At 63.2% G+C, this 22,440-nt stretch carries 16 protein-coding genes and 3 rRNA genes; all 19 read right to left on the bottom strand.

The genetic code is table 11. The features are described 5' to 3' along the window. Window positions 1-969 (bottom strand): copper transporter, encoded by a 969-nt coding sequence (locus B841_RS06570; protein WP_020934703.1) that lies wholly within the window; start codon window positions 967-969, stop codon window positions 1-3. Between the two features lie 13 nt (window positions 970-982). After that, window positions 983-2,182, bottom strand: a complete 1,200-nt coding sequence (gene steA, locus B841_RS06565; RefSeq protein ID WP_020934702.1) for a putative cytokinetic ring protein SteA — start codon at window positions 2,180-2,182, stop codon at window positions 983-985. Window positions 2,183-2,252: 70 nt separating this feature from the next. Next, complete coding sequence (gene recN / locus B841_RS06560) at window positions 2,253-3,980, bottom strand: DNA repair protein RecN (protein ID WP_020934701.1); 1,728 nt, start codon at window positions 3,978-3,980, stop codon at window positions 2,253-2,255. 10 nt (window positions 3,981-3,990) lie between these two features. After that, entirely contained in the window at window positions 3,991-4,947 is a 957-nt protein-coding gene (locus B841_RS06555) for an NAD kinase (RefSeq protein ID WP_020934700.1), read from the bottom strand. 2 nt (window positions 4,948-4,949) lie between these two features. Next, complete coding sequence (locus tag B841_RS06550) at window positions 4,950-5,774, bottom strand: TlyA family RNA methyltransferase (RefSeq protein ID WP_041631796.1); 825 nt, start codon at window positions 5,772-5,774, stop codon at window positions 4,950-4,952. A 33-nt stretch (window positions 5,775-5,807) separates the two neighbouring features. Next, complete coding sequence (locus B841_RS13985) at window positions 5,808-5,975, bottom strand: hypothetical protein (protein ID WP_020934698.1); 168 nt, start codon at window positions 5,973-5,975, stop codon at window positions 5,808-5,810. Beyond that, complete coding sequence (locus B841_RS06545) at window positions 5,975-6,961, bottom strand: HAD-IIA family hydrolase (RefSeq protein WP_020934697.1); 987 nt, start codon at window positions 6,959-6,961, stop codon at window positions 5,975-5,977. Before B841_RS06545 ends, B841_RS13985 begins: the two co-directional genes overlap by 1 nt. Window positions 6,962-6,971: 10 nt before the next feature. Next, window positions 6,972-7,970 (bottom strand): hypothetical protein, encoded by a 999-nt coding sequence (locus B841_RS06540; RefSeq protein WP_020934696.1) that lies wholly within the window; start codon window positions 7,968-7,970, stop codon window positions 6,972-6,974. A 183-nt stretch (window positions 7,971-8,153) separates the two neighbouring features. After that, window positions 8,154-8,271: ribosomal RNA gene (rrf, locus tag B841_RS06535) — 5S ribosomal RNA — on the bottom strand. Between the two features lie 167 nt (window positions 8,272-8,438). Next, window positions 8,439-11,517, bottom strand: a 23S ribosomal RNA gene (locus tag B841_RS06530). Between the two features lie 408 nt (window positions 11,518-11,925). Next, a 16S ribosomal RNA gene (locus B841_RS06525) occupies window positions 11,926-13,449 on the bottom strand. Together the 16S, 23S and 5S rRNA genes form the textbook arrangement of a ribosomal RNA operon. 816 nt (window positions 13,450-14,265) lie before the next feature. Continuing rightward, on the bottom strand, window positions 14,266-15,537 hold the full coding sequence (gene tyrS / locus B841_RS06520; protein WP_020934695.1) for a tyrosine--tRNA ligase: 1,272 nt from the start codon (window positions 15,535-15,537) through the stop codon (window positions 14,266-14,268). Window positions 15,538-15,548: 11 nt separating this feature from the next. Further along, complete coding sequence (locus B841_RS06515; protein ID WP_020934694.1) at window positions 15,549-15,740, bottom strand: Trm112 family protein; 192 nt, start codon at window positions 15,738-15,740, stop codon at window positions 15,549-15,551. 364 nt (window positions 15,741-16,104) lie between these two features. Continuing rightward, window positions 16,105-17,544 (bottom strand): argininosuccinate lyase, encoded by a 1,440-nt coding sequence (gene argH / locus B841_RS06510; protein ID WP_020934693.1) that lies wholly within the window; start codon window positions 17,542-17,544, stop codon window positions 16,105-16,107. A gap of 3 nt (window positions 17,545-17,547) precedes the next feature. Next, entirely contained in the window at window positions 17,548-18,747 is a 1,200-nt protein-coding gene (locus B841_RS06505) for an argininosuccinate synthase (RefSeq protein WP_020934692.1), read from the bottom strand. A gap of 93 nt (window positions 18,748-18,840) precedes the next feature. Beyond that, on the bottom strand, window positions 18,841-19,317 hold the full coding sequence (locus tag B841_RS06500; protein ID WP_020934691.1) for an arginine repressor: 477 nt from the start codon (window positions 19,315-19,317) through the stop codon (window positions 18,841-18,843). Next, window positions 19,318-20,280: an ornithine carbamoyltransferase gene (gene argF / locus B841_RS06495; RefSeq protein WP_020934690.1), complete on the bottom strand. Its 963-nt coding sequence runs from the start codon at window positions 20,278-20,280 to the stop codon at window positions 19,318-19,320. It lies immediately after the preceding gene. Window positions 20,281-20,314: 34 nt separating this feature from the next. Beyond that, window positions 20,315-21,502, bottom strand: a complete 1,188-nt coding sequence (locus B841_RS06490; protein WP_020934689.1) for an acetylornithine transaminase — start codon at window positions 21,500-21,502, stop codon at window positions 20,315-20,317. Further along, window positions 21,499-22,440 (bottom strand): acetylglutamate kinase, encoded by a 942-nt coding sequence (gene argB, locus B841_RS06485; protein WP_020934688.1) that lies wholly within the window; start codon window positions 22,438-22,440, stop codon window positions 21,499-21,501. The genes B841_RS06490 and argB overlap by 4 nt, the downstream gene beginning before the upstream one ends.

The raw sequence follows: 22,440 nt of genomic DNA, 5'->3' as shown, positions 1-22,440 counted from the left end.
TTAGGCGGGCGGCTCCGGCAACGGGGCCTGCGCCTCCTCCGCCGCGCCGTACGCTCCGGCTTCGCCTGCGAGCTGCTCAGCCACGCCCAGCACGGTTGCCCCGCGCCCCACCTCCAGGTCGACGGAATCGACGGTGGTGATGTTGTCGTCGTACGCGTCCTGCGCACGGACAAGCCCGATCGGGCCCTGCTCCCCGGCCGCCGTCAGCCGCCCAGCCAGCACCGCGCCGGCGCCGCGGCCATCCACCGCTGCGGTGAACGACGCCAGCGTGCGGGCGGCGAAAGCACCGTCCGTGGAACCGTCGTCGTCGCCGGTGATCACCACTATGACCTGCGCGGGAAGGATAGTGCCGTCTTCGTAGTCGATGAATCCGGCCTCGCGCAGCGACTGCAGTAACTGGGCGCGTTCTTCGACGCCCGACTGCTGCTCGCCGGTCTCCGGATCCAGCATCAGGGCCGTGCCGAACGCCTCCCCTGCCTGGGCGCCGGGGTTCGGGGCATCCTCCGCCGCTTGGCCGGACGCTTGGTCCGGGAAGACGTCGGCGATGACGCCGGTGAGTTCCTCCGCAGAGTCCTGCGCCAAGAATCGCTCGGTCAAGGTGAGCGTTCCGGCGTCGCGGGCGTCCGCGGCCTCCAGCAGCCACGTCACGGCGTCGACGTCGCTGCCGGCGGCGTCGTCCGTGGCCACCACCAGCACCGGGTGCCCGCTGAGCGTGCCGTCGACGAGGTCGGGGATCAGTTGTGCGAGGGCGTCGTCGGAGGCGGCGATATGCAACTGGTCCCGCTCACTGCCGGCGGACGCTTCCGTCGATTCCTCCGCCGGCTCTGCGACGACAGTCTCGTCCTGGCCGCTCTGGTTGCCCGGCATGTTCGGGCCCAAGGCGATGACCCCGAGGACGACGCCTGCGGCGACGCCGAACCCGAGACCGGCCACGACGTAGCCGCCGCGTCCCGTAGCTGTCCTGGCCATGTCGGCGCCTTTCTTAGTTGAACCAACCCTGGACGGTCAGGGCGATGCCGTTCCAGGTGTCGATCAGGTTGTCGGTGAAAGACTCGTCGCCGCCCAGGCCCACGACGAGGATGATCGCCGCCAGCGCCACGAGAACGCCCAACAGGGCCCACAACCACGCGGTGCCGCGACCGGAGGAGACCGTGTAAAGGGTGACGATCACATCGGCGTCCACCAGCTTCGGCCCCACCTTGGCGCGGGTGAGCAACGCCGCCGGGGTGGCGTTTTTCTGGTCATGGAACATGCCGTCCAGATCCACCCGGGTGCCGGCGGCGACGATGATCTCCGCTTCATGGTAGTTCGCCATCAGCAGGGCGAGGTCAGTCGGCGAATCCGTGGCGGCGGGGAAAGTCATGGCGCCGACCCCCAGTTCCTGGATGCGCTCCAGCCCCGTGGCGTGTCCCTCCGGATCTGCCGGGAGAATCACCCGCGCTCCGCTGCGCAGCGTCTCCGCCGCGATGTTCACCGGGTTGCCGATCACGAAGTCTGGACGATACCCCAGGTCAAGAAGGGTATCAGCGCTGCTTTCCACCCCGATCAACACCGGGTCGTACTCGCGGATGAAGTTGCGCAGATCATCCACCTGCCGACGGTGCTCCGGCCCGGGGCTGACCACCAGCACTTTGCGGCCGCGAATCTCGTCCTCCACGTCGGGGATGCCCAGCCCGTCCACCAGCAACGGCGATTCCGAGTGCATGAATTCGACGGCGTCGCTCAAGTTCGATTCCATCCGGCCGAGGAACGAGCGCTGCGCCTCGGTGAATCCGGCCTCCGCGGCCTCCTGGCTGAAGGGCTCGGCTTTACCGATGACCTTGACGCCGTTGTGCAGGGTGCCGTCCACCACGACGGAGCCTTTCTTGGCGCCGTCCCGGAATCCGTCGGTCACGCCGGGGCCGGCGTTGTCGAAGAGCGGAATGCCTTCCCGCAACAACATCAACGGCCCGTAGTTCGGCACAGTGCCGGTGGTGAACCGGGACATGTTGACCACCGCCACCGGCTCAGCGTCGATCAACGTCTGCGCCTCGCGGCTGGTCAGGTCGGCGGAATCGATGACGGCGATATCGCCTTTACGGATGCGCTTGCGGCCTCGGCCTCCGACCGTGCAGTCGCGGAGGGCACCCTCGATGGTCGCGGCAGTGCTGGTCTGCTCGGCGGGGCGGGTGGTTTCACTCATGCTTGCCATTGTGGTGGGTCACCGTCGACAAGTGGGTGAGGCGCGCGGACTGGAACTTCGTCGCTTTTCGCTACGACCGCAGGTCGGCGGCCTCGCTCTGTGCCCGCTCCAGCAATTCGCTGGCGTGCGCACGGCCGGTGTCCGTGTCCTCCAGCCCCGCGAGCATGCGAGACAGCTCCTCCACGCGCTCCCCGTGACTGAGCACACGCACCCCAGAGGTGACGGTGACATCGCCCACGGTCTTGGCCACGTGCAGGTGCGTGTCCGCATACGCCGCGACCTGTGGCAGGTGCGTGACCACGATGACCTGGTTGCCCACCGCCAGTCGGGCGAGGCGGCGACCGATCTCCACCGCGGCATGCCCACCGACCCCGGCGTCGACCTCGTCGAAGACCAAGGTGGCGCCACGGGTGCCGGCGGAAAGAATGACTTCCAAGGCCAGCATCACCCGCGACAACTCGCCGCCGGACGCAGACGACGCCAGGGGTCGCGCCTCCATCGCGTCGTTGGCGGCCAGCCGCAGCTCCACGGCGTCGATGCCGTGTCGGGTGGGTTCGACAGTCTCGACGTGGGCCTCCAACCGAGCCTTCGGCATGGCCAATCCCTGCAGCTCTTCGGTGACCAGGCCAGCGAACTTCTTCGCCGCTTTTCGACGGGCCGCGCTCAGCTTCTTCGCCGCCGCCCGCATTTTCTGTTCCGCTTCCGCCACCTGGCGGGTCAGTTGTTCCAGCGTCTCGGAGGAGGTGTCGATTTTAGCCAGCCGACGGCGGGCCTTGTCGCGCCACGCAATCACCCCGTCGACGTCGGGGGCGTACTTACGGGTCAACGACTTGAGCTCCTGCTGTCGCTGCAGCAGGGCGTCCAACGCCTGTGGATCGGCGGGCAGGTCCGCCAGATAACTGCCGAGCGCCCCCGAGACCTCCGACAACCGACTCGTCAAGTCGTTGAGGGTCTCCCCCAGCTCCTTGAGGACAGGATCGTCGGAGCCGTGCAGGGAACCGGCGGCGTGGCCGAGCTGGGTCGCGGCGGGATTCGCGTCGTCGGAATAGCCGCCTAAATCCTCGGGCCCGTCAATGGCGTTCAACGCCGTCGTGGCGGCCTCCCGCAGCTCATCGACGTCCTGCAGCCGTCGGATCTGATCGACGAGGTCGGCGTCCTCGCCGGGCTCCGGGGCGATGGCGTCGATCTCGTCGAGGGCGAAATTCAACCGGTCGACCTCCTGCGCCAACTCGCGGCGCGAGCGGGTGCGTTCGGACAAATCTTTCGCCAGCGCCCGCCACGTGCGGTATTCCCCCCGGTACGCCTCAGCCAACGGCGCGATCTTCGGGTCAAAGCGGTCGAGCGCGGACAGTTGTTGATCCGGACTGAGCAACCGCAGCTGGTCGTTCTGGCCGTGAATCGTCAGCAGGTGCGAGGAAAAATCGGCGAGCGTCGCCGCCGGCACGCTACGGCCGCCGAGGTGCGCCCGAGAGCGCCCCTTCGCGCTGACGGTACGGCAGACGAGGTATTCCCCGTTCTCGTCGGTCTCGGCTCCGGCGTCGTCGGCCAGGGAAGCGAGCGCCGAACGGGAGTCGTCGTCCATGTCGTCGACGTGGAAGCGTCCCTCTACCAGTGCCTTGTCAGAGCCGGTGCGCACGCGGGAGGCGTCGGCGCGGCCGCCGGTCAGCAGTCGTAGGCCCGTGACCATCATGGTCTTGCCTGCGCCGGTCTCACCGGTGAGCACGGTCAATCCACCGGCGAACTCCGCTTGGGCACTCGCGATGACGCCCAAATTGGCGATGGTGATGTCAGCGAGCATGCGTCTCAGATTACCTGTCGGTCGGTTTCGGACCGCGCCACCCCGCCACCGGCAGGCGCAGCTTTGTCACCAGCCGGTCCGTGAAGGGCTGGTCATCGAGGCGCACCCACCGGACCGGGCGGTCCCCGGTGACCGCTTCGACGCGGGATCCCGGAGGCATCGGAATGTTGCGGAAACCGTCGAAGACGACCATCGCCGACGACGTCGTGGACCGCGACTCCACCGCCACCGTGGAGTGCGGGGACACGACCAACGGCTTGGTGAACAAAGCATGCGCGTTATTGAGGACCACGAGCATCGCGTCGAGCTCCGGCCACAGGATCGGGCCGCCGGCGGAGAACGCGTACGCGGTGGAGCCCGTCGGCGTGGAGATCAGCACCCCGTCACAACCGAAGGAGGACACCGGGCGGAAATCGACCTCGAGGATCGCATCCAGGACGCCGCGGCGGTTCAAGTTTTCGATGCTGACTTCGTTGAGCGCCCAGTTATGCCCGATGACCTCATCGTCGGAGTCGTAGACGGTGACGTCCAGGGTCATGCGGTCCTCCACCCGGTACGTCTTGTCGATGACCCGCTGGATCGCGAGGTCGAGCGACTCGACCTCCCACTCCGCCAGAAACCCGACGTGTCCCAGGTTGATGCCCAGCACCGGCAGATCCTGTGCCCGCGCCAGGTCAGCGGCGCGCAGGAAAGTGCCGTCGCCACCGAGCACGAGGACCAGCTCACAGCCGGCCGCGGCCTCCGGGCCGTGCGTCACCCGCGGGAGATTTCGCAGTGAAGGGTGTTTATCCAACGCGCGGGTGTCGTGGTGCGCTAGCACACGCACCACGATGTCGGCGCCGCCCAGCACCTCTGCGGTGCGCGCGGCCGCCGCGATGTTCTCCTCCCGGCCGGTGTGCGGCACCAGAAGGATCTCCCGAGGCTTCTCGCCGGCGTTCGAGGTCTTCGACGTCTGCTCTTCACCCATTGTCACTGCGGCCCTTCCTTCACGGCACGATCAATCATCTCGGCTAACTCTTCACCGGCGGGCGCGGCGGCGCCACCATCTTTGACCAGCCACAAGAAATACTCTACGTTGCCGCTCGGCCCCGGCAGCGGGGAGGCCACCACGGCCTTACAGCTCAACCCCAGCGTCCCGGCGAAGTCTGCGACTTCCCTGGTCACCTCAGCGCGCAATTGGGGGCTGCGCACCACTCCGCCCTGCCCCAGCCGATCCTTGCCCACCTCAAACTGAGGTTTGACCATCGGCAGCAGGTCAGCCCCCTCACGCAACGACGCCGCGATCGCGGGCAGCGTCAACCGCAAAGAGATAAACGACAGGTCACCAACCATCAGATCGCAGGCGCCCCCGCACATCTCCGGGGTGAGATGACGGATGTTGGTGCGGTCCAGCACCCGGACCCGGTCATCATTTTGCAGACGCCAGATCAGCTGCCCGTACCCGACGTCCACGGCCACGACCTCAGAAGCGTCGCGCCGCAGCAGCACATCAGTGAACCCGCCGGTGGAGGCGCCGGCGTCCAACGCCTTCTTCCCCGCCACCGACAATCCCAGCGGCTCGAAAGCCGCCAACGCCCCGAGCAGCTTATGCGCGCCGCGGGAGGCCCACCCGTCGTCATCCGATTCCTCGACCTTGATCGAGGAGCCCGGTTCCACGACCGTCGCCGGCTTCGTCGCCGGGAAACCACCGACGACCACTCGCCCGTCCTTGATCATCTCGACGGCGTGTTCACGTGATCGAGCGATCTTCCTGCGGACCAGTTCCGCATCCAGTCGTCTCCGCCCTGGGGCCATGAGAAGGGTGTGTCCTTTCGTTCGCCTGACGCTCTAATTTTTCTGCAGTGCCCGGTGCAGCACGTCGTGCGCCGCCTCCAGCTGCGCAGTCTCCGCCGCCAGATCCGAAGCCGGTTCCGCCAAGACGTCGGACAGTTCCGCGTCGACGTCCGCCGGCGTGACCTGCGGTTGACGCGGATCCCGCGGTTTCGGGGAGGACACTAGCGCCACCAGCCGTCGGTGGCGGCCTCGGCTTCCGCGGAGCCGGGACGGATCAGCTCCGGCGGCTCGGGCATCGCCCAGGCGACCTCGAGCACGGTGCGCAACGCCTCCACCGAGGTGGCGCCCGCATGCCCGCGCTCCAACAGAATGTCCCGCCGGTTGATGCGGGCGGTGAACCCTCCCTGGGCTCCCGGCAGCAGCTGGTGGGCGTTCTTCTTCAAATCCAGCATATTTTCCGCGAGATAGGTCGGACGTTGCTCCTTCGGGGCCTCCAGCAGCGCCAGCGGGCCGGACACTCCGGTCAAGACGTGGAAGGTGGGAAAGCCCGCGGCATTCGCCCCCTCGATGTCGGTGTTGAGCCGATCGCCCACCGCCAGTGGCTTCGTGGCACCGAGCTTCTGCACGGCCTGTTGGAACATCACCGGCTGCGGTTTGCCGGCCGCCGCCGGGGCCACGCCCGTCGCCGAAATTACGGCAGCGACCATGGAGCCGTTGCCGACCGCCAGGCCCCGTTCCATCGGCAACGTGGTGTCCAGGTTCGTGGCGATGTACGCGGCCCCGCCGGCGATCGCCAACGTCGCCTCCGTCAGCTGCGCCCACCCGGTCTCCGGGTTATGCCCCTGCATCACGACCTCGGGGTTGTCTTCGGCGGAGTCGACCACCTCGAAACCGGCGGCACGCGCCAGGTCCCGGAAGGATTCCGTGCCCAGGATCAGAACTTTCGTGCCTGCCGGGAAGTCCTGCCGCGCCAACGTCACCGCCGCCTGCGACGACGTCAACACCAACTCTTCACTGGCGTCGACGCCGATTCCACGCAGCTTCTCCGCCACTTCCTGTGGCGCGCGGGCGGCGTTGTTGGTGATGTACATGCACGCCAGGCCAGATTCATGGATCGTCTCGACGGCGCCGGGGATCGCCCGGCCACCTTCCCAGACTGTTCCGTCGAGATCCAGCAGCAGGGCGTCATAATAATCCAGCAGACTCATGTATGAAATACTATCCCAGCTCGGTGAGACGCTCCGCAGCGTCCGTGAGTTCTTCTCCGTCCATCTCCACTGTGTGAGTGAACCATTCTTTGGCTTCCTCGGTGCGCCCCGCCAAGGCCAGCGCATTGGCGTAGGCATAGGCCAGCCGGACGGCGGACATGCCGCTGCCGTTGCTGTCCGGGTTGACCCGCTCCAAGGTCAGCACCGCCGAATCATGCTGATCCAGGTCCTGGCGGGCGCCGGCGATCACGATCGCCAGCTCAATCCGCGACTCCTGATCCAGCTGACGGGCTTCTTCGCTGCGGCTTAATTCGATGGCCTTCTGCGGTCGACCGAGACCTCGTTCGCAGTCAGCCATCAGGGCCATCAGCCCCGGGCCGCCACCGATGCGACGGGCCGCGCGCAGTTCCGCGAGAGCTTCCTTCCACTCGCCGTTGCGGTAGGCGGCGACGCCGTTGATCTCTCGGGCGACGGCCACACGTCCGGCGCGGCCTTTAGCTGCCCGGGCGTGAGCGAGCGCCAATTCCGGGGAATCGTCGATGAGGTCCGCTGCCATCAGAAGATGCTTTCCGACGGCTTCGGCATTGCCTTTGGACAGCACCCGTAGATCCTGCCAGACCAAGGGATCGAGCTCAGCGACGTCGAGCCCCTCCGGCAAATCCGGGTCGTTTTCTTTGCGCTCCATGCGCTCTTCTCGGTAGCCCTGGCGGCGCGGAGCTGAACGGAAATGTTTGCTGTTGCGGCTCTGCTTTTCTTCTTCCTCGAAACGCCCGCGAGAGTTGGACCGGTCGGCGCCCCGTGCCCCGCGCTTGTTGCGGTCGTCACGGTCGCGACGGTCAGTGCGTTCGTCGCGACGGCCCCGGTTATCCCGCGGGTCGCGTGAGCCGTCTCGCTTGGAGTAGCTGCGCCCCTCGCCCGATCCGGTGCGCCCACGAGAGCCGGAATGATTGCGGCGTTCTCCGGAGCGGTCATTCTCACGGCGATTGTCACGTGCGAAGTGTTCTGACATGGGGCGAGGCCTCTCTACTTATTTTTCGTCACTGTTTATCGTGGCAATCCGCGGGGCGGGTTGCGTCCGGCATGCAGCCGAGGATACGGCTGTTTCCGGAAATGACGAAAGGGAGCGGGGTTGACGAGGAGACAAATGCTCTACTCATCAACCACGCTCCCTGACGTTCACTGTGAAATTTTTGGTCGGCGGTGTCTTACTCTCCCACACCCTCCCGAGTGCAGTACCATCAGCGCAGGTAGGCTTAGCTTCCGGGTTCGAAATGGGACCGGGCGTTTCCCTACCGCTATCAACCACCGACACACCCAATCAGAACAACACCACCGCAACCCTCCCGTACAGGAAGGCCGGTGTGTGTGTCCTGGGCAACCATCCCCACTGGGGGTGGTGTCGTGTCAGACACTGCATAGTAGACGCGAGTTATGTTTCTCATATCGTTGTTGTTTGTGCGGCAAAACGATCACAAAGGGTGTGTGTTAGTCGGTAAATTAGTACCAGTCACCTCCGCACATTACTGTGCTTCCAGATCTGGCCTATCAACCCCATCATCTTTAGGGAACCTCAACAGAAACCTCATCTCAAAATAGGCTTCCCGCTTAGATGCTTTCAGCGGTTATCCCGTCCGTACGTAGCCAACCAGCCCTGCTCCTGGCGGAACAACTGGCACACCAGAGGTACGTCCGTCCCGGTCCTCTCGTACTAGGGACAGCCTTCTTCAAGTTTCCACGCGCGCGGCGGATAGAGACCGAACTGTCTCACGACGTTCTGAACCCAGCTCGCGTGCCGCTTTAATGGGCGAACAGCCCAACCCTTGGGACCTACTCCAGCCCCAGGATGCGACGAGCCGACATCGAGGTGCCAAACCATCCCGTCGATATGAACTCTTGGGGAAGATCAGCCTGTTATCCCCGGGGTACCTTTTATCCGTTGAGCGACACCACATCCACACGTTGGTGCCGGATCACTAGTCCCGACTTTCGTCCCTGCTCGAGCTGTCACTCTCACAGTCAAGCTTCCTTGTGCACTTACACTCACCACCTGATTACCAACCAGGCTGAGGAAACCTTTGGGCGCCTCCGTTACCATTTAGGAGGCAACCGCCCCAGTTAAACTACCCACCAGGCACTGTCCCCGACCCAGATCATGGGCCAAGGTTGAGACATTCAATCCGACCAGAGTGGTATTTCAACAACGACTCCACAACCACTGGCGTGGCTGTCTCATAGTCTCCCACCTATCCTACACAAGCCGAACCGAACACCAATACCAAGCTATAGTGAAGGTCCCGGGGTCTTTTCGTCCTGCCGCGCGAAACGAGCATCTTTACTCGTACTGCAATTTCACCGGGTCTGTGGTTGAGACAGCAGGGAAGTCGTTACGCCATTCGTGCAGGTCGGAACTTACCCGACAAGGAATTTCGCTACCTTAGGATGGTTATAGTTACCACCGCCGTTTACTGGGGCTTAAATTCTCAGCTTCGAGGACTTACGTCCCCTAACTGGTCCTCTTAACCTTCCAGCACCGGGCAGGCGTCAGTCCGTATACCTCAACTTAATCGTTTTCGCACGGACCTGTGTTTTTGATAAACAGTCGCTTCCCTCTATTCTCTGCGACCCACCACAGCTCCCACCGTAAAGGTGTTCACCGTGTTGGGCCCCCCTTCTCCCGAAGTTACGGGGGCATTTTGCCGAGTTCCTTAACCACAGTTCACCCGACCGCCTTAGTATTTTCTACCTGACTACCTGTGTTGGTTTCGGGTACGGGCCATGTGCATACATCGCTAGAGGCTTTTCTCGACAGCACGGGATCACCGACATCAACACCAAAGTGTCTACGCATCACGTCTCAGACATATGAGGTACGGATTTGCCTATACCTCGTCCTACACGCTTACACCACAATCCAATAAGTGGCACGGCTACCCCACTGCGTCACCCCATCACTTGGCTACTACCAGTTCAGGCCCCACGCACGCACCATCACCAGACCCGAAGGCCCAGACAATGGGTTGTGGGTGGTTAGTATCACTGATTCACCACTGGGCGCATACACACGGGTACGGGAATATCAACCCGTTATCCATCGACTACGCCTGTCGGCCTCGCCTTAGGCCCCGACTCACCCTGGGAAGACGAACTTGACCCAGGAACCCTTAGTCATCCGGCGGTAAGGATTCTCACCTTACTCTCGTTACTCATGCCTGCATTCTCACTCGCACACAGTCCACCACCCCTTACGGTATGGCTTCACCCCATGCACGACGCTCCCCTACCCAATATCCCCAAGGGATATTGCCGCGGCTTCGGCGGTGTACTTGAGCCCCACTACATTGTCGGCGCACAACCACTCGACCAGTGAGCTATTACGCACTCTTTCAAGGGTGGCTGCTTCTAAGCCAACCTCCTGGCTGTCTTCGCGATCACACATCCTTTTCCACTTAGTACACCCTTAGGGGCCTTAGCCGGCGATCTGGGCTGTTTCCCTCTCGACTATGAAGCTTATCCCCCACAGTCTCACTGCCGTGCTTATACCTTCACCGGCATTCGGAGTTTGGCTGACATTGCTAAGATTGTAGTCCCGCTCAACCAACCAGTAGCTCTACCTCCGGGAAGAAACACACGACGCTGCACCTAAATGCATTTCGGGGAGAACCAGCTATCACGGAGTTTGATTGGCCTTTCACCCCTACCCACAACTCATCCCCTCAGTTTTCAACCTAAGTGGGTTCGCGCCTCCACGACGTCTTACCATCGCTTCACACTGGCCATGGGTAGATCACCCCGCTTCGGGTCCAGGACATGCCACTAAACACACTCGTTAGTATTCGCTTTCGCTACGACTACCCCACACGGGTTAACCTCGCGACATGCCGCTGACTCGCAGGCTCATTCTTCCAAAGGCACGCCATCACACATAAGAAGTGCTCTGACGGCTTGTAAGCGCACGGTTTCAGGAACTATTTCACTCCCCTCCCGGGGTACTTTTCACCATTCCCTCACGGTACTATCCGCTATCGGTCATACTGAGTATTCAGGCTTACCGGGTGGTCCCGGCAGATTCACAACAGATTTCACGAGCCCGTTGCTACTCGGGCACCACAACAACACAGCACACATGGCCTTCATGTACGGGACTCTCACCCACTTCGGTAGCCCATTCCAAGGCACTTCCACTAACCACACGCGTCTATGCTCCCAGCCGGCAGACCAGGATATGTTGCGAGCCCACAACACCGCATGCACAACCCCTGCCGGGTATCACGCACACACGGTTTAGCCATCCTCCACGTTCGCTCGCCGCTACTAGCAGAATCATTGTTATTTTCTCTTCCTGCGGGTACTGAGATGTTTCACTTCCCCGCGTCACCCCCGCACACCCTATGAATTCAGATGACGGTCACCACCCATAACGGTGATGGGGTTTCCCCATTCGGACATCCTCGGATCAACGCTTTGTTGGCAACTCCCCGAGGCATAACGCAGCCTCACACGTCCTTCATCGGCTCAGTATGCCAAGGCATCCACCGTACGCCCTTAAAAAACACACACAACAACACCCAAAGGTGTTGCCTGTGGTCTTACACGTACAAAATCACAAACAATAAAGAAATCACACACACCACCTTTGATGGTGTGTACGATGCTCGCGTCCACTATACAGTTCTCACACAACACAACCCCCACCCACCACAACCCAGCCCGAACGAGCACAGATCATGACGATGTGAACGGTTTACCCAGGACCATGTTGTCCCAGACACCCAACAGTGTGCCAACCACCACCCACCATAGGGGCAGCGCTTTTGCTTCGTGACGACCATGACCCCGACGCACATTCTTGTGCGACAGGCGGTGTTCCACTCCATACTACGGTGGCAGACACACATACGGCGTCTCAACCACCAGGCGCACACCACGGCTACTGCCGCGGGTGACTGACAATAAAATCTCCTTAGAAAGGAGGTGATCCAGCCGCACCTTCCGGTACGGCTACCTTGTTACGACTTCGTCCCAATTGCCGATCCCACCTTCGACGGCTCCCCCCACAAGGGTTGGGCCACCGGCTTCGGGTGTTACCAACTTTCATGACGTGACGGGCGGTGTGTACAAGGCCCGGGAACGTATTCACCGCAGCGTTGCTGATCTACGATTACTAGCGACTCCGACTTCATGGGGTCGAGTTGCAGACCCCAATCCGAACTAAGGCCGGCTTTAAGGATTAGCTCCACCTTGCGGTATCGCGACCTGTTGTACCGACCATTGTAGCATGTGTGAAGCCCTGGACATAAGGGGCATGATGATTTGACGTCATCCCCACCTTCCTCCGAGTTAACCCCGGCAGTCTCTCATGAGTCCCCACCACAACGTGCTGGCAACATAAGACAAGGGTTGCGCTCGTTACGGGACTTAACCCAACATCTCACGACACGAGCTGACGACAACCATGCACCACCTGTACACCAGCCACAAGGGAAGGACTATCTCTAGCCCGGTCCGGTGTATGTCAAGCCCAGGTAAGGTTCTTCGCGTTGCATCGAATTAATCCACATGCTCCGCCGCTTGTGCGGGCCCCCGTCAATTCCTTTGAGTTTTAGCCTTGCGGCCGTACTCCCCAGGCGGGGCGCTTAATGCGTTAGCTACGGCGCAGGAACCGTGGAAGGTCCCCACACCTAGCGCCCACCGTTTACGGCATGGACTACCAGGGTATCTAATCCTGTTGGCTACCCATGCTTTCGCTCCTCAGTGTCAGTGACTGCCCAGAGACCTGCCTTCGCCATTGGTGTTCCTCCTGATATCTGCGCATTTCACCGCTACACCAGGAATTCCAGTCTCCCCTACAGCACTCAAGTAAGCCCGTATCGCCTGCAATCCCAGCGTTAAGCGCTGGACTTTCACAGACGACGCGACAAACCACCTACGAGCTCTTTACGCCCAGTAATTCCGGACAACGCTCGCACCCTACGTATTACCGCGGCTGCTGGCACGTAGTTAGCCGGTGCTTCTTATCCCACTACCGTCACCCCGAAGGGCTTCGTCGTGGGCGAAAGGAGTTTACAACCCGAAGGCCGTCATCCCCCACGCGGCGTCGCTGCATCAGGCTTGCGCCCATTGTGCAATATTCCCCACTGCTGCCTCCCGTAGGAGTCTGGGCCGTATCTCAGTCCCAATGTGGCCGTACACCCTCTCAGGCCGGCTACCCGTCGACGCCTTGGTAGGCCATTACCCCACCAACAAGCTGATAGGCCGCAAGCTCATCCCACACCGATAAATCTTTCCACACCCCACACAAAAGGGGCGTGAATATCCGGTATTAGACCCAGTTTCCCGGGCTTATCCCGAAGTGCGGGGTAGATCACCCACGTGTTACTCACCCGTTCGCCACTCGAGTACCCCTGCAAGCAGGGGCCTTTCCGTTCGACTTGCATGTGTTAAGCACGCCGCCAGCGTTCATCCTGAGCCAGGATCAAACTCTCCACAAAAAATCTGTCAAAGATTTCAAGCTCGTGAAAAGCCTGTACTCCCAACAAACAACATAAACAACCAGCACACCACCACACGTGGTGGCGTCACTCGTTATCCAAAACTTTTACCGACAAATGTCAGCACAAAACTCACGCCACTTCCTCAACCCTTGACGGGGCACATCAAGGAAGCGGCCATCTATGTGAGATTGTCTCTGCCGGCACCAGCAACACCCACACGATCAACGCGCAGGCCAGCTTTTAAGGATGAGGACTCCGTCACTGGGAGGAGCCCATCACCCGGCACCACCACCACACCCCAACCATCAAGGCCAGGACGTGAGGGCAGACACAATCGTCACGACCACCCACCACACCAAAAAGGCACGGCACGTGGCACTAAACAAAAGTACATTGGCACACTATTGAGTTCTCACACAACACACGCACACACGTCCTGCGGAACCGATCGTGCTGATCGTGTTCGTTAGTCTGTGTGGCTGGAAAACTTACTTTACAAGAGCCACTCTCGGAGTGTCAACTCGGTGTTTGTTTTCCGTATTTGTTTTGTTTTCACACTGTCTCCGTGTTCGTAACCTCTCGGTCACTGTGTCGCGGCGACTTGATCTACATTAGTCAGAGCATGCCCGCAGACGCAAATCACGCCCACAACCGTGTTCGTTTCCGCAGATCAGGGTACGTTTTCACCATCACCACCATCACACACAACCCGCCCATCGCAAGCAGAGTCTGCGACACACATGAAAAATCCCCGGCCAGTGTGCACCGAGTGATGCGCACTGACCGGGGATGCCCCTTGCCTCGACAAGCGGGTTAAGAGACCTTGACGCCGGCGAAGTTTTTCTTGCCTCGGCGCAGCACGAGCCAGGAGCCATGCAGAAGATCTGTGTCGGCCGGCTCCCAGTCGTCGGATTCCACGCGGACGTTATTGACGTACACGCCGCCTTCCTTGATGGAACGACGGGCGGCGCCCTTCGATTCCGCCAGGCCAGTGCCGATGAGAAGATCGACGATCGCACGCGACTCTTCCTCCGCCACCTCAAAGACAGCGGTCTCAGAGACGGCGGACGCCAGCGTCGCTTCGTCCAGGTCAGCGAGTTCTGCGCGGCCGAACAGTGCCTGCGACGCCAACTCCACGGCCTTCGTCGCCTTTTCACCGTGAACCAGGTCTGTCATCTCCTTGGCCAGGCGACGCTGTGCCTCCCGCTTGAAGGGACGCTCCTCCACCTCGACCTCGAGCTCTGCGATCTCTTCCTGGGTGAGGAAGGTGAACCACTTCAGGTAATCGATGACCACGGCGTCGCCGGCGTTGATGAAGTACTGGTACCAGGAGTACGGGCTGGTCTTCTCCGCGTCGAGCCACAGCTTGCCGCCGCCGGTGGACTTGCCGAACTTATTTCCTTCGGCGTCCGTGACCAGCGGGACCGTCAGCCCGTGGGCCTTCGCACCGTCCATGCGTCGGTTGAGGTCGACGCCGGAGACGATGTTGCCCCACTGGTCGCCGCCGCCGATCTGCAGAACGCACTCGTAGGTGCGGCGCAGCTGCACAAAGTCATGCGCCTGCAGCAGCATGTAGGAAAACTCCGTGTAGGAGATTCCGTCCGTCTCCAGACGTCGCTTGACGGTGTCCCGGTCGAGCATGGTGTTCAGAGAGAAATTCTTGCCTACGTCGCGTAGGAAGTCGATGACGTTCATGTTCATCGTCCAGTCGGCGTTGTTGACCATGACACCGTCGTTGTCTGCACCCACGTCGAACTTGACGAAGCTACGCAGCTGGCCCTTGATCGACTCCATGTTCGCTGCGACGTCCTCGTCAGTGAGCATCGTGCGCTCCCCCACGTCACGGGGGTCACCGATCATGCCGGTTGCGCCGCCGGCCAGAGTGATCGGGCGGTGGCCGAATTCCTGGAAGCGGCGCAGCATGATCATCGGCACCAGATGGCCGGCGTGCAGAGAATCGCCTGTGGGGTCAAAACCGCAGTACAGGCTGATCGGCTCTTGGCAGGCTTCACGCAGCGCTTCCAGATCGGTGGACTGGTTGATCAGGCCACGCCAGGACAGTTCGTCGATGATGTTAGTGCTCATGGGCTTTCCTCCTAGTTGCTCTGTGCGTCGGATGCGGGCCAATCGATGGCTTCGTCGATCAACATCACGGGGATGTCGTCTTCGATGCGATAGGCGATGCCGAGGCGCTCGTTGACCAAAACCTGTTCTTCCTCCAGGTAGGTCAGCTGCCCCTTGTCCTTAGGACAGGCGAGTACGTCAAGCAACTTCGGATCAAGACTCATGGTGGATAATCCTACCCCGACGACTGATCTTCGCCGGACTGCAGTCCCGGCGTGCGGTCGAAGTGCAACCGCCTCGCGCGGGTGGCCGTGCTTCGAGGCACTCGGGGGATTGTCGACCAGCCCCAGCCAAAACTCTCACATGGCGGCGTCCGCCGACACGGGACGCTTGCCGAACAACCGGCACAAGGCATCGTCCGAGACGGCCTTCCATATTTTCTGAGAGGGGCATGTCCTCTGGAGGCGGTGTGCTCGTCCTGTCCCCGCAACGACGACGAGGAGGGCGAGTCCGATCTGTACTGACCGGACTCGCCCTCCTCGTGCGTCGTTTCCTGAACTTACACGTCAGGTTAGCCGGGAATTCGCCTTAGCGCAGCGCAGTGCGTGCCCACTCGCGGTATTCCGCCGCGGCTGTGCGCACCCGCTCACGCTGTTCGGCGACGCGCACGCCGGCGGTGCCGCCGCGGGTGGTCCGTGACGCCACGGCGCCGTCGATGGTCAGGACTTCCCGCACCGCCGGGGTGAGTCGCTCGTCGACGCCCGCCAGCTCCTCGTCGGTCAGTTCATCGAGGCCGACCCCACGGGTTTCCGCCAGCCGGACGCACTCGCCCGATGCCTCATGGGCCTCGCGGAACGGCACTCCCTCCCGGACCATCCATTCCGCCAGGTCGGTGGCCAGGGTGTAGCCCGCCGGGGCGAGTTCACGCATGCGTTCCTCGTTGAAGATCAACGTGGAGACCATGCCGGTCATCGCCGGCAGCAGCAGCCGTAGCTGGGCCACCGAATCGACGACCGGTTCCTTGTCCTCTTGCAGGTCGCGGTTGTAGGCCAGCGGCTGAGCCTTCAGCGTCGCCAGCAAGCCGGACAGGTTGCCGATCAGACGGCCGGTCTTGCCGCGGGTCAGCTCGGCGATGTCCGGGTTCTTCTTCTGCGGCATGATCGACGAGCCGGTGGACCAGGCGTCATCGAGGGTGATGTAGTCGAATTCCGGGGTCGCCCAATAGACCAGCTCTTCGGCCAGGCGGGACATGTCCACGGCCAGCTGAGCGAACACGAACGCCGCTTCGGAGGCGAAGTCGCGGGAGCTGGTGGCGTCGATGGAGTTGTCCGCGGCGGAGTCGAAGCCGAGTTCCTCGGCGATGGCCTCCGGGTTCAGCTGCAGCGAAGAGCCCGCCAGGGCGCCGGAGCCGTACGGCGACACTGCCAGACGCTTGTCGAGGTCGCGGAGCCGGTCGAGGTCGCGCACCAGCGGCTGCGCATGCGCGAGTAGCTGGTGGGCCAGCAGAACCGGTTGCGCCGCCTGCGAATGGGTCTTACCCGGCATGATCGCGTCCGGGTGCGCTTCCGCCTGGTCGGCGAGGGCGCCGATCAGGTCCACGACATCAAGGGTCGTGTCGCGGACCGCGTCCCGCAGCCACATCCGGAAGAGGGTGGCCACCTGATCGTTGCGGGAACGACCGGCACGCAGTCTCCCACCGACCTCCGGCCCGACCCGCTCGATCAGACCGCGTTCCATCGCGCCGTGCACGTCTTCGTCGGTCGGGGCCGGAGCGAAGGTGCCGTCAGCGACGTCCTTGCCCAGTTGCTCCAGGCCGGCGAGCATGGTCTCCAGATCCTCGTCGCTCAGCAGGTCAGCGGCGTGGAGAACCTTGGCGTGCGCCTGGGAGGCCAGCACGTCATAAGGGGCCAGGACCCAGTCGAAGTGCGTGGACACACTGAGCGCGAACATCGCTTCAGAGGGGCCGCCGGAGAAGCGTCCGCCCCAGAGGGCACCCTCGTTGGTGCCGTGCTTGGTGTTGTCCGTCATCGCTTAGTTCGCCTCGCGGTCACGCTTGTTGGCGATTTCGGAGGACAGGCCGTGCAGCTGGACGAAGCCCTTGGCCATGGTCTGGTCGAAGGTGTCGCCGGTGTCGTAGGTCGCCAGGTTGAAGTCGTACAGCGACGTGTTGGAGCGGCGGCCGTTGACGGTGATGGAGCCAGCGTTCAGAACCAGGCGGATGTCGCCGGTGACGTACTCCTGGGTCGAGTCGACGAAAGCGTCGAGGGAGCGCTTCAGCGGGCCGAACCACAGACCGTCGTAGACTTCTTCGGACCAGCGGGCGTCGACGAGACGCTTGTAGCGGGCGAGCTCGCGCTCGAGGGTGACGTCCTCCAGGGCCTCATGCGCCTTGATCAGGATCATCGCGCCCGGCGCTTCGTAGATTTCGCGGGACTTGATGCCGACCAGACGGTCCTCGACCATGTCCAGGCGGCCGACGCCCTGCGCGCCGCCGCGGCGGTTGAGTTCCTCAATGGCTTCGAGCACGGTGACCTTGCGACCGTCGATGGCCACCGGCTTGCCGGCCTCAAAGGAGATGATGACCTCGTCCGGGGCGTTGCCCATGGCCGGATCCTCGGTGTAAGAGTAGATGTCCTTAGTCGGGGCATTCCACAGATCCTCCAGGTAGCCTGCCTCGACGGCACGGCCCCAGACGTTCTGGTCCACGGAGAACGGCGAGGAGGCGGACTGCTCGATCGGCAGGTCGATCTCCTCGGCGAAGGCGATGGCCTTGTCGCGGGTCCAGGCGTAGTCACGGGCCGGGGCGATGATTTCCAAGTTCGGGTTCAGGTTGCGGAAACCGACCTCGAAACGGACCTGGTCGTTGCCCTTGCCGGTGCATCCGTGGGAGACGTGCGTGCCGCCGTGCTCTTCCGCTGCCTTGATCAGGTGCTTGACGATCAGCGGGCGCGAGATCGCGGAGACCAGCGGGTACTGCTTCATGTACATGCCGTTGGCCTTGATCGTGGGCAGGCAGTACTCTTCAGCGAACTCGTCGCGGGCGTCGACGACGATGGACTCGACGGCGCCGGAGTCCAGGGCGCGCTGGCGGACGGACTCCATGTCTTCGCCGCCCTGGCCCAGGTCGAGGGACACTGCGACGACTTCGCCGCCGGTCATCTTGGACAGGTATGGGATGGCGACGGTGGTGTCGAGGCCGCCGGAGTAGGCGAGCACAACGCGTGCAGTCATGTGATTGCTCCTTTAAGGGAAAGTAACTCGTGGGTTGTCGGGAAAACGCGCCCGGCACTCGGTATCCAACGATACCGGGCCGGGGCCGCGGCTTTATGTGCGGGTGAATAGTTGTGCCAGCCCAGCCCCGTCGAGGGGCGCTCGGGCGAGCACGAAGATGGTGTCGTCGCCGGCGATGGAGCCGACGATCTCGTCCAGGCCGACCCGGTCGATGAAACTGGCCAGGTATTGGGCCGCCCCGGGCGGGGTGCGCAACACCGTGATGTGGCCGGAATGATCGACGGAGACGACCAGCTCGTCGGCCATGCGCCGCAGCTTTTCACGCGGGCCGCCGAGGTGTTCGCTGACCGCCACCTCGACGGGGCTGACCGAGTAGTAGGCCCGGCCGCCGTCCGGGCGGACCTTGCGGGCCCCCAGCTCATCGAGGTCCCGGGAAAGGGTCGCTTGCGTGATGTCGATGCCCTCCTCAAGCAGCAGCTCGGAGAGCTGCACCTGCGAAGAGACCCGGGTTTTGCCGAGGATGTCGACGATCTTCGCCTGCCTGGCAGTGCGCGATACTGGTTGCGTCATTTACTGTTCCGGCTGGTTCTCCAGGAGCCACGCCAGCAACGCCTTTTGGGCGTGCAGACGGTTCTCCGCCTCGTCGAATACCCGGGACTGCGGTCCGTCAATGACCTCGGCGGTGACTTCGTTGCCGCGGTAGGCCGGCAGGCAGTGCAGAAAAATGGCGTCGTCGTCCGCCTGTCCCATGATCTCCTCCGTCACCTGGTACGGCAGGAACGGCGTGCGGCGGTCTTTGCCGTCGTCCTCCATCCCCATCGACACCCAGGTGTCGGTGATCACGACGTCGGCGCCGGCGACCTCTGCCACGTCATCGGTGACGGCGACGGTCGCGCCGGTTTCCGCCGCCCGCTCCTGGGCGCGGTCCACCCACTTTTGTTGCGGCTGGAACCCGGTCGGGGCGATGATGGAGACATCCATCCCCGCCGTGGCGAAACCGATCATGTAGGAGTTCGCCATGTTGTTGTCGCCGTCGCCGAGGTAGACCGCCTTCTTCCCCTTCAGCCCGGCCGGCCCCTGCTCCGGGCACAGGTTTTCCACGCAGGTCTGCAGGTCCGCGAGGATCTGGCAAGGGTGCAGGTCGTCGGTCAGCGCGTTGACGATCGGGACGGTGGCGGTCTCCGCCATGTCGTGGAGGTTTTGGTGCGCATAGGTGCGCCAGACGATGGCCTCGACGAAGCGGCTCATCACGGCGCCAGTGTCCTGGTAGCTTTCGCCCTTACCCATCTGGGTGCCCTTCGTCTCCGAGACGATGGCGTGCCCGCCGAGCTGGGCGATGCCGGCGTCGAAGGAGAAGCGCGTGCGGGTGGAGGTCTTGTCGAAGAGCACCGCGACGGACAGCGGCCCTTCCAAGGGGCGCTTGGACAGGGGGTGGTGCTTGAGCTCTGCCGCGAGCTCGAGGACCTCGGCCTGCTCCGCGGGCGTCAGGTCGTCGTCCGCGAGGAAATGGCGGACGTTCACGGGTGTGGTCATGTCTTCTTCTTTCAACTCGAAGGGGCGTCGCGGGTCAGCTGCGCAGCGTTTCGAGGACCGTCGCCAAGCGCTGGCAGGCGTCGTCGATCTGCTCGTCGGTGATGATCAGCGGCGGGGTCAGGCGGATGACGTCGCCGGCCGGGGCGTTGAGGATCAGGCCGTGCTCATGACCGGCGGTCACTGCGTCTTTCGCCACGGCGGAGTCCAGCACGACACCGAGCATGAGCCCGCGGCCGCGGACCTCCACGACGCCGGGTATGGCGGTGAGTTTCTCGATGAACCGCTCCCCCTTGGTTTTCACGGCGGCGATCTTCTCGTCGTCGAGGACGTCGAGGACGGCGTTCGCGGCGGCGCAAGCGACCGGGTTGCCCCCGAAGGTCGTGCCGTGGGCGCCCGGGGTGAACAGCTCCGCGGCGCGGCCGTGCGCGAGCACCGCTCCGATCGGCAGTCCGCCGCCGAGCCCCTTGGCCATGGTCACGACGTCGGGCAGGACGTCTTCGTGCTGGTGCGCGAAGAAGTCGCCGGTGCGTCCGACGCCGGTCTGCACCTCGTCGGCGATCATGAGGATGCCGTGCTTGTCGCACAAGGCGCGCACGTCGGCGAGGAATCCGGCCGGGGCCGGAATCACGCCGGTTTCCCCCTGAACGGGTTCCAGGAAAATCGCGGCGGTGTCGGTGGGGTTGGTCTCGACCAGCGTGGTCAGGTAATCGATGTCGCCGTAGGGGTAAAACTCCACGCCCGGCACCAACGGCTCGAAGGGAGCACGCTTGTCCGGCTGCCCGGTCAACGCCAACGAGCCCATGGTCCGTCCGTGGAAGCCGTGGTGGGCCGCCAGAACGCGCCGGCGGCCGGTGAGGCGGGCGATCTTGAAGGCCGCCTCATTGGCCTCTCCACCGGAGTTGCAGAAGAAGACGCGCGTGGACTCCCCCGCCCCTAGACGATCCTTGAGTTTCGCTGCGGCGTCGACGACCGGTTGGGACACGAAAAGGTTGGACACGTGCCCCAGCGTGGAGATCTGCGAGGTCACCGCGTCCACGATCGCCGGGTGCGCGTGCCCCAGGGCGTTGACCGCGATGCCGGCGAGCAGATCGATGTACTCCTTGCCGTCGGCGTCGGTGACCATGGCGCCGTCACCGGCGACGAGCTCCACCGGCGGGGTGCCGTAGGTGTTCATGATGACTTGGCCCCACTGATCGCGGGCCGAAGTGTCGTTCTGGCTCATTGGGTCTCGTCCTTTCTGAAGACGGTGCCGTCGGGATAGTTGACGCGGTCGTAGTCGTCGGGCAGCACCATCGTGCCGACGCCGCCCATGGTCAGCAGTTCCAGAAGGACCGCGTGGGAGATGCGTCCGTCGATCACGTGGGCGGCGGAGACTCCGCCGTTGACCGCCCGCAGGCAAGACTCCATTTTCGGGATCATTCCGGCGTCGAGGGTCGGCAGGGTCTCCGCCAGTTGCGAGGTCTGGATCTTGGACACCAGCGAGTCCTTGTTCGGCCAGTCGGTGTACAGGCCTTCCACGTTGGTCAAGATCACCAAGCGGTCTGCTCCGATCGCCTCAGCGAGCGCGCCGGCCGCAGAATCGGCGTTGATGTTGTAGACGTCGCCGTCGACGCCCGGGGCGATGCCGGAGACCACCGGGATCCTGCCCGCGTCGATCAGGCCCATGACGGCTTCCGGGTTGACGTCGACGATGTCACCCACCAGCCCGATGTCGGTCGGTTCCCCGCCGACGTCGACGTAACGCTTCTCCGCGGTGAAGAGACCGGCGTCTTCGCCGGAGGTGCCCACGGCGTACGGGCCGTGTGAGTTGATCAGGCCCACCAGGTCGCGGCCGACCTGGCCGAAGAGCACCATGCGCACGATTTCCATGACCTCTGGGGTGGTGACGCGGAATCCGCCCTTGAATTCCCCTTCCAGGCCCACCCGGCGCAGCATGTCCGTGATCTGGGGGCCGCCGCCGTGCACGACGACCGGCTTGGCCCCCACGGTGCGCAGGAAGACCATGTCGGCGGCGAAGGCGGCCTTGAGGGCGTCGTCGACCATGGCGTTGCCGCCGTATTTGACCACCACGATTTTGTCGCGGTAGTGCTGCAGCCACGGCAGCGCTTCTGCGAGCACGTTGGCGCGCAGTTCGCTGGTGAGGTTCGCGGTGACGTCCAT

The sequence above is a fragment of the Corynebacterium maris DSM 45190 genome (genome assembly GCF_000442645.1).
GTDB lineage: Bacteria > Actinomycetota > Actinomycetes > Mycobacteriales > Mycobacteriaceae > Corynebacterium > Corynebacterium maris.
Note: the sequence above shows the minus strand (reverse complement) of the source record. Positions and strands in the feature narration are given on the sequence as shown.

Coding starts and splice junctions, on each gene's coding strand:
- B841_RS06500 (WP_020934691.1), bottom strand. CDS start 19,317: ATGACGCAACCAGTATCGCGCACTGCCAGGCAGGCGAAGATCGTCGAC.
- B841_RS06545 (WP_020934697.1), bottom strand. CDS start 6,961: ATGAGTCTGCTGGATTATTATGACGCCCTGCTGCTGGATCTCGACGGA.
- B841_RS06540 (WP_020934696.1), bottom strand. CDS start 7,970: ATGTCAGAACACTTCGCACGTGACAATCGCCGTGAGAATGACCGCTCC.
- argF (WP_020934690.1), bottom strand. CDS start 20,280: ATGACCACACCCGTGAACGTCCGCCATTTCCTCGCGGACGACGACCTG.
- B841_RS06570 (WP_020934703.1), bottom strand. CDS start 969: ATGGCCAGGACAGCTACGGGACGCGGCGGCTACGTCGTGGCCGGTCTC.
- B841_RS06550 (WP_041631796.1), bottom strand. CDS start 5,774: ATGGCCCCAGGGCGGAGACGACTGGATGCGGAACTGGTCCGCAGGAAG.
- B841_RS06555 (WP_020934700.1), bottom strand. CDS start 4,947: ATGGGTGAAGAGCAGACGTCGAAGACCTCGAACGCCGGCGAGAAGCCT.
- argH (WP_020934693.1), bottom strand. CDS start 17,544: ATGACGGACAACACCAAGCACGGCACCAACGAGGGTGCCCTCTGGGGC.
- B841_RS06505 (WP_020934692.1), bottom strand. CDS start 18,747: ATGACTGCACGCGTTGTGCTCGCCTACTCCGGCGGCCTCGACACCACC.
- tyrS (WP_020934695.1), bottom strand. CDS start 15,537: ATGAGCACTAACATCATCGACGAACTGTCCTGGCGTGGCCTGATCAAC.
- steA (WP_020934702.1), bottom strand. CDS start 2,182: ATGAGTGAAACCACCCGCCCCGCCGAGCAGACCAGCACTGCCGCGACC.
- recN (WP_020934701.1), bottom strand. CDS start 3,980: ATGCTCGCTGACATCACCATCGCCAATTTGGGCGTCATCGCGAGTGCC.
- B841_RS06490 (WP_020934689.1), bottom strand. CDS start 21,502: ATGAGCCAGAACGACACTTCGGCCCGCGATCAGTGGGGCCAAGTCATC.
- argB (WP_020934688.1), bottom strand. CDS start 22,440: ATGGACGTCACCGCGAACCTCACCAGCGAACTGCGCGCCAACGTGCTC.
- B841_RS06515 (WP_020934694.1), bottom strand. CDS start 15,740: ATGAGTCTTGATCCGAAGTTGCTTGACGTACTCGCCTGTCCTAAGGAC.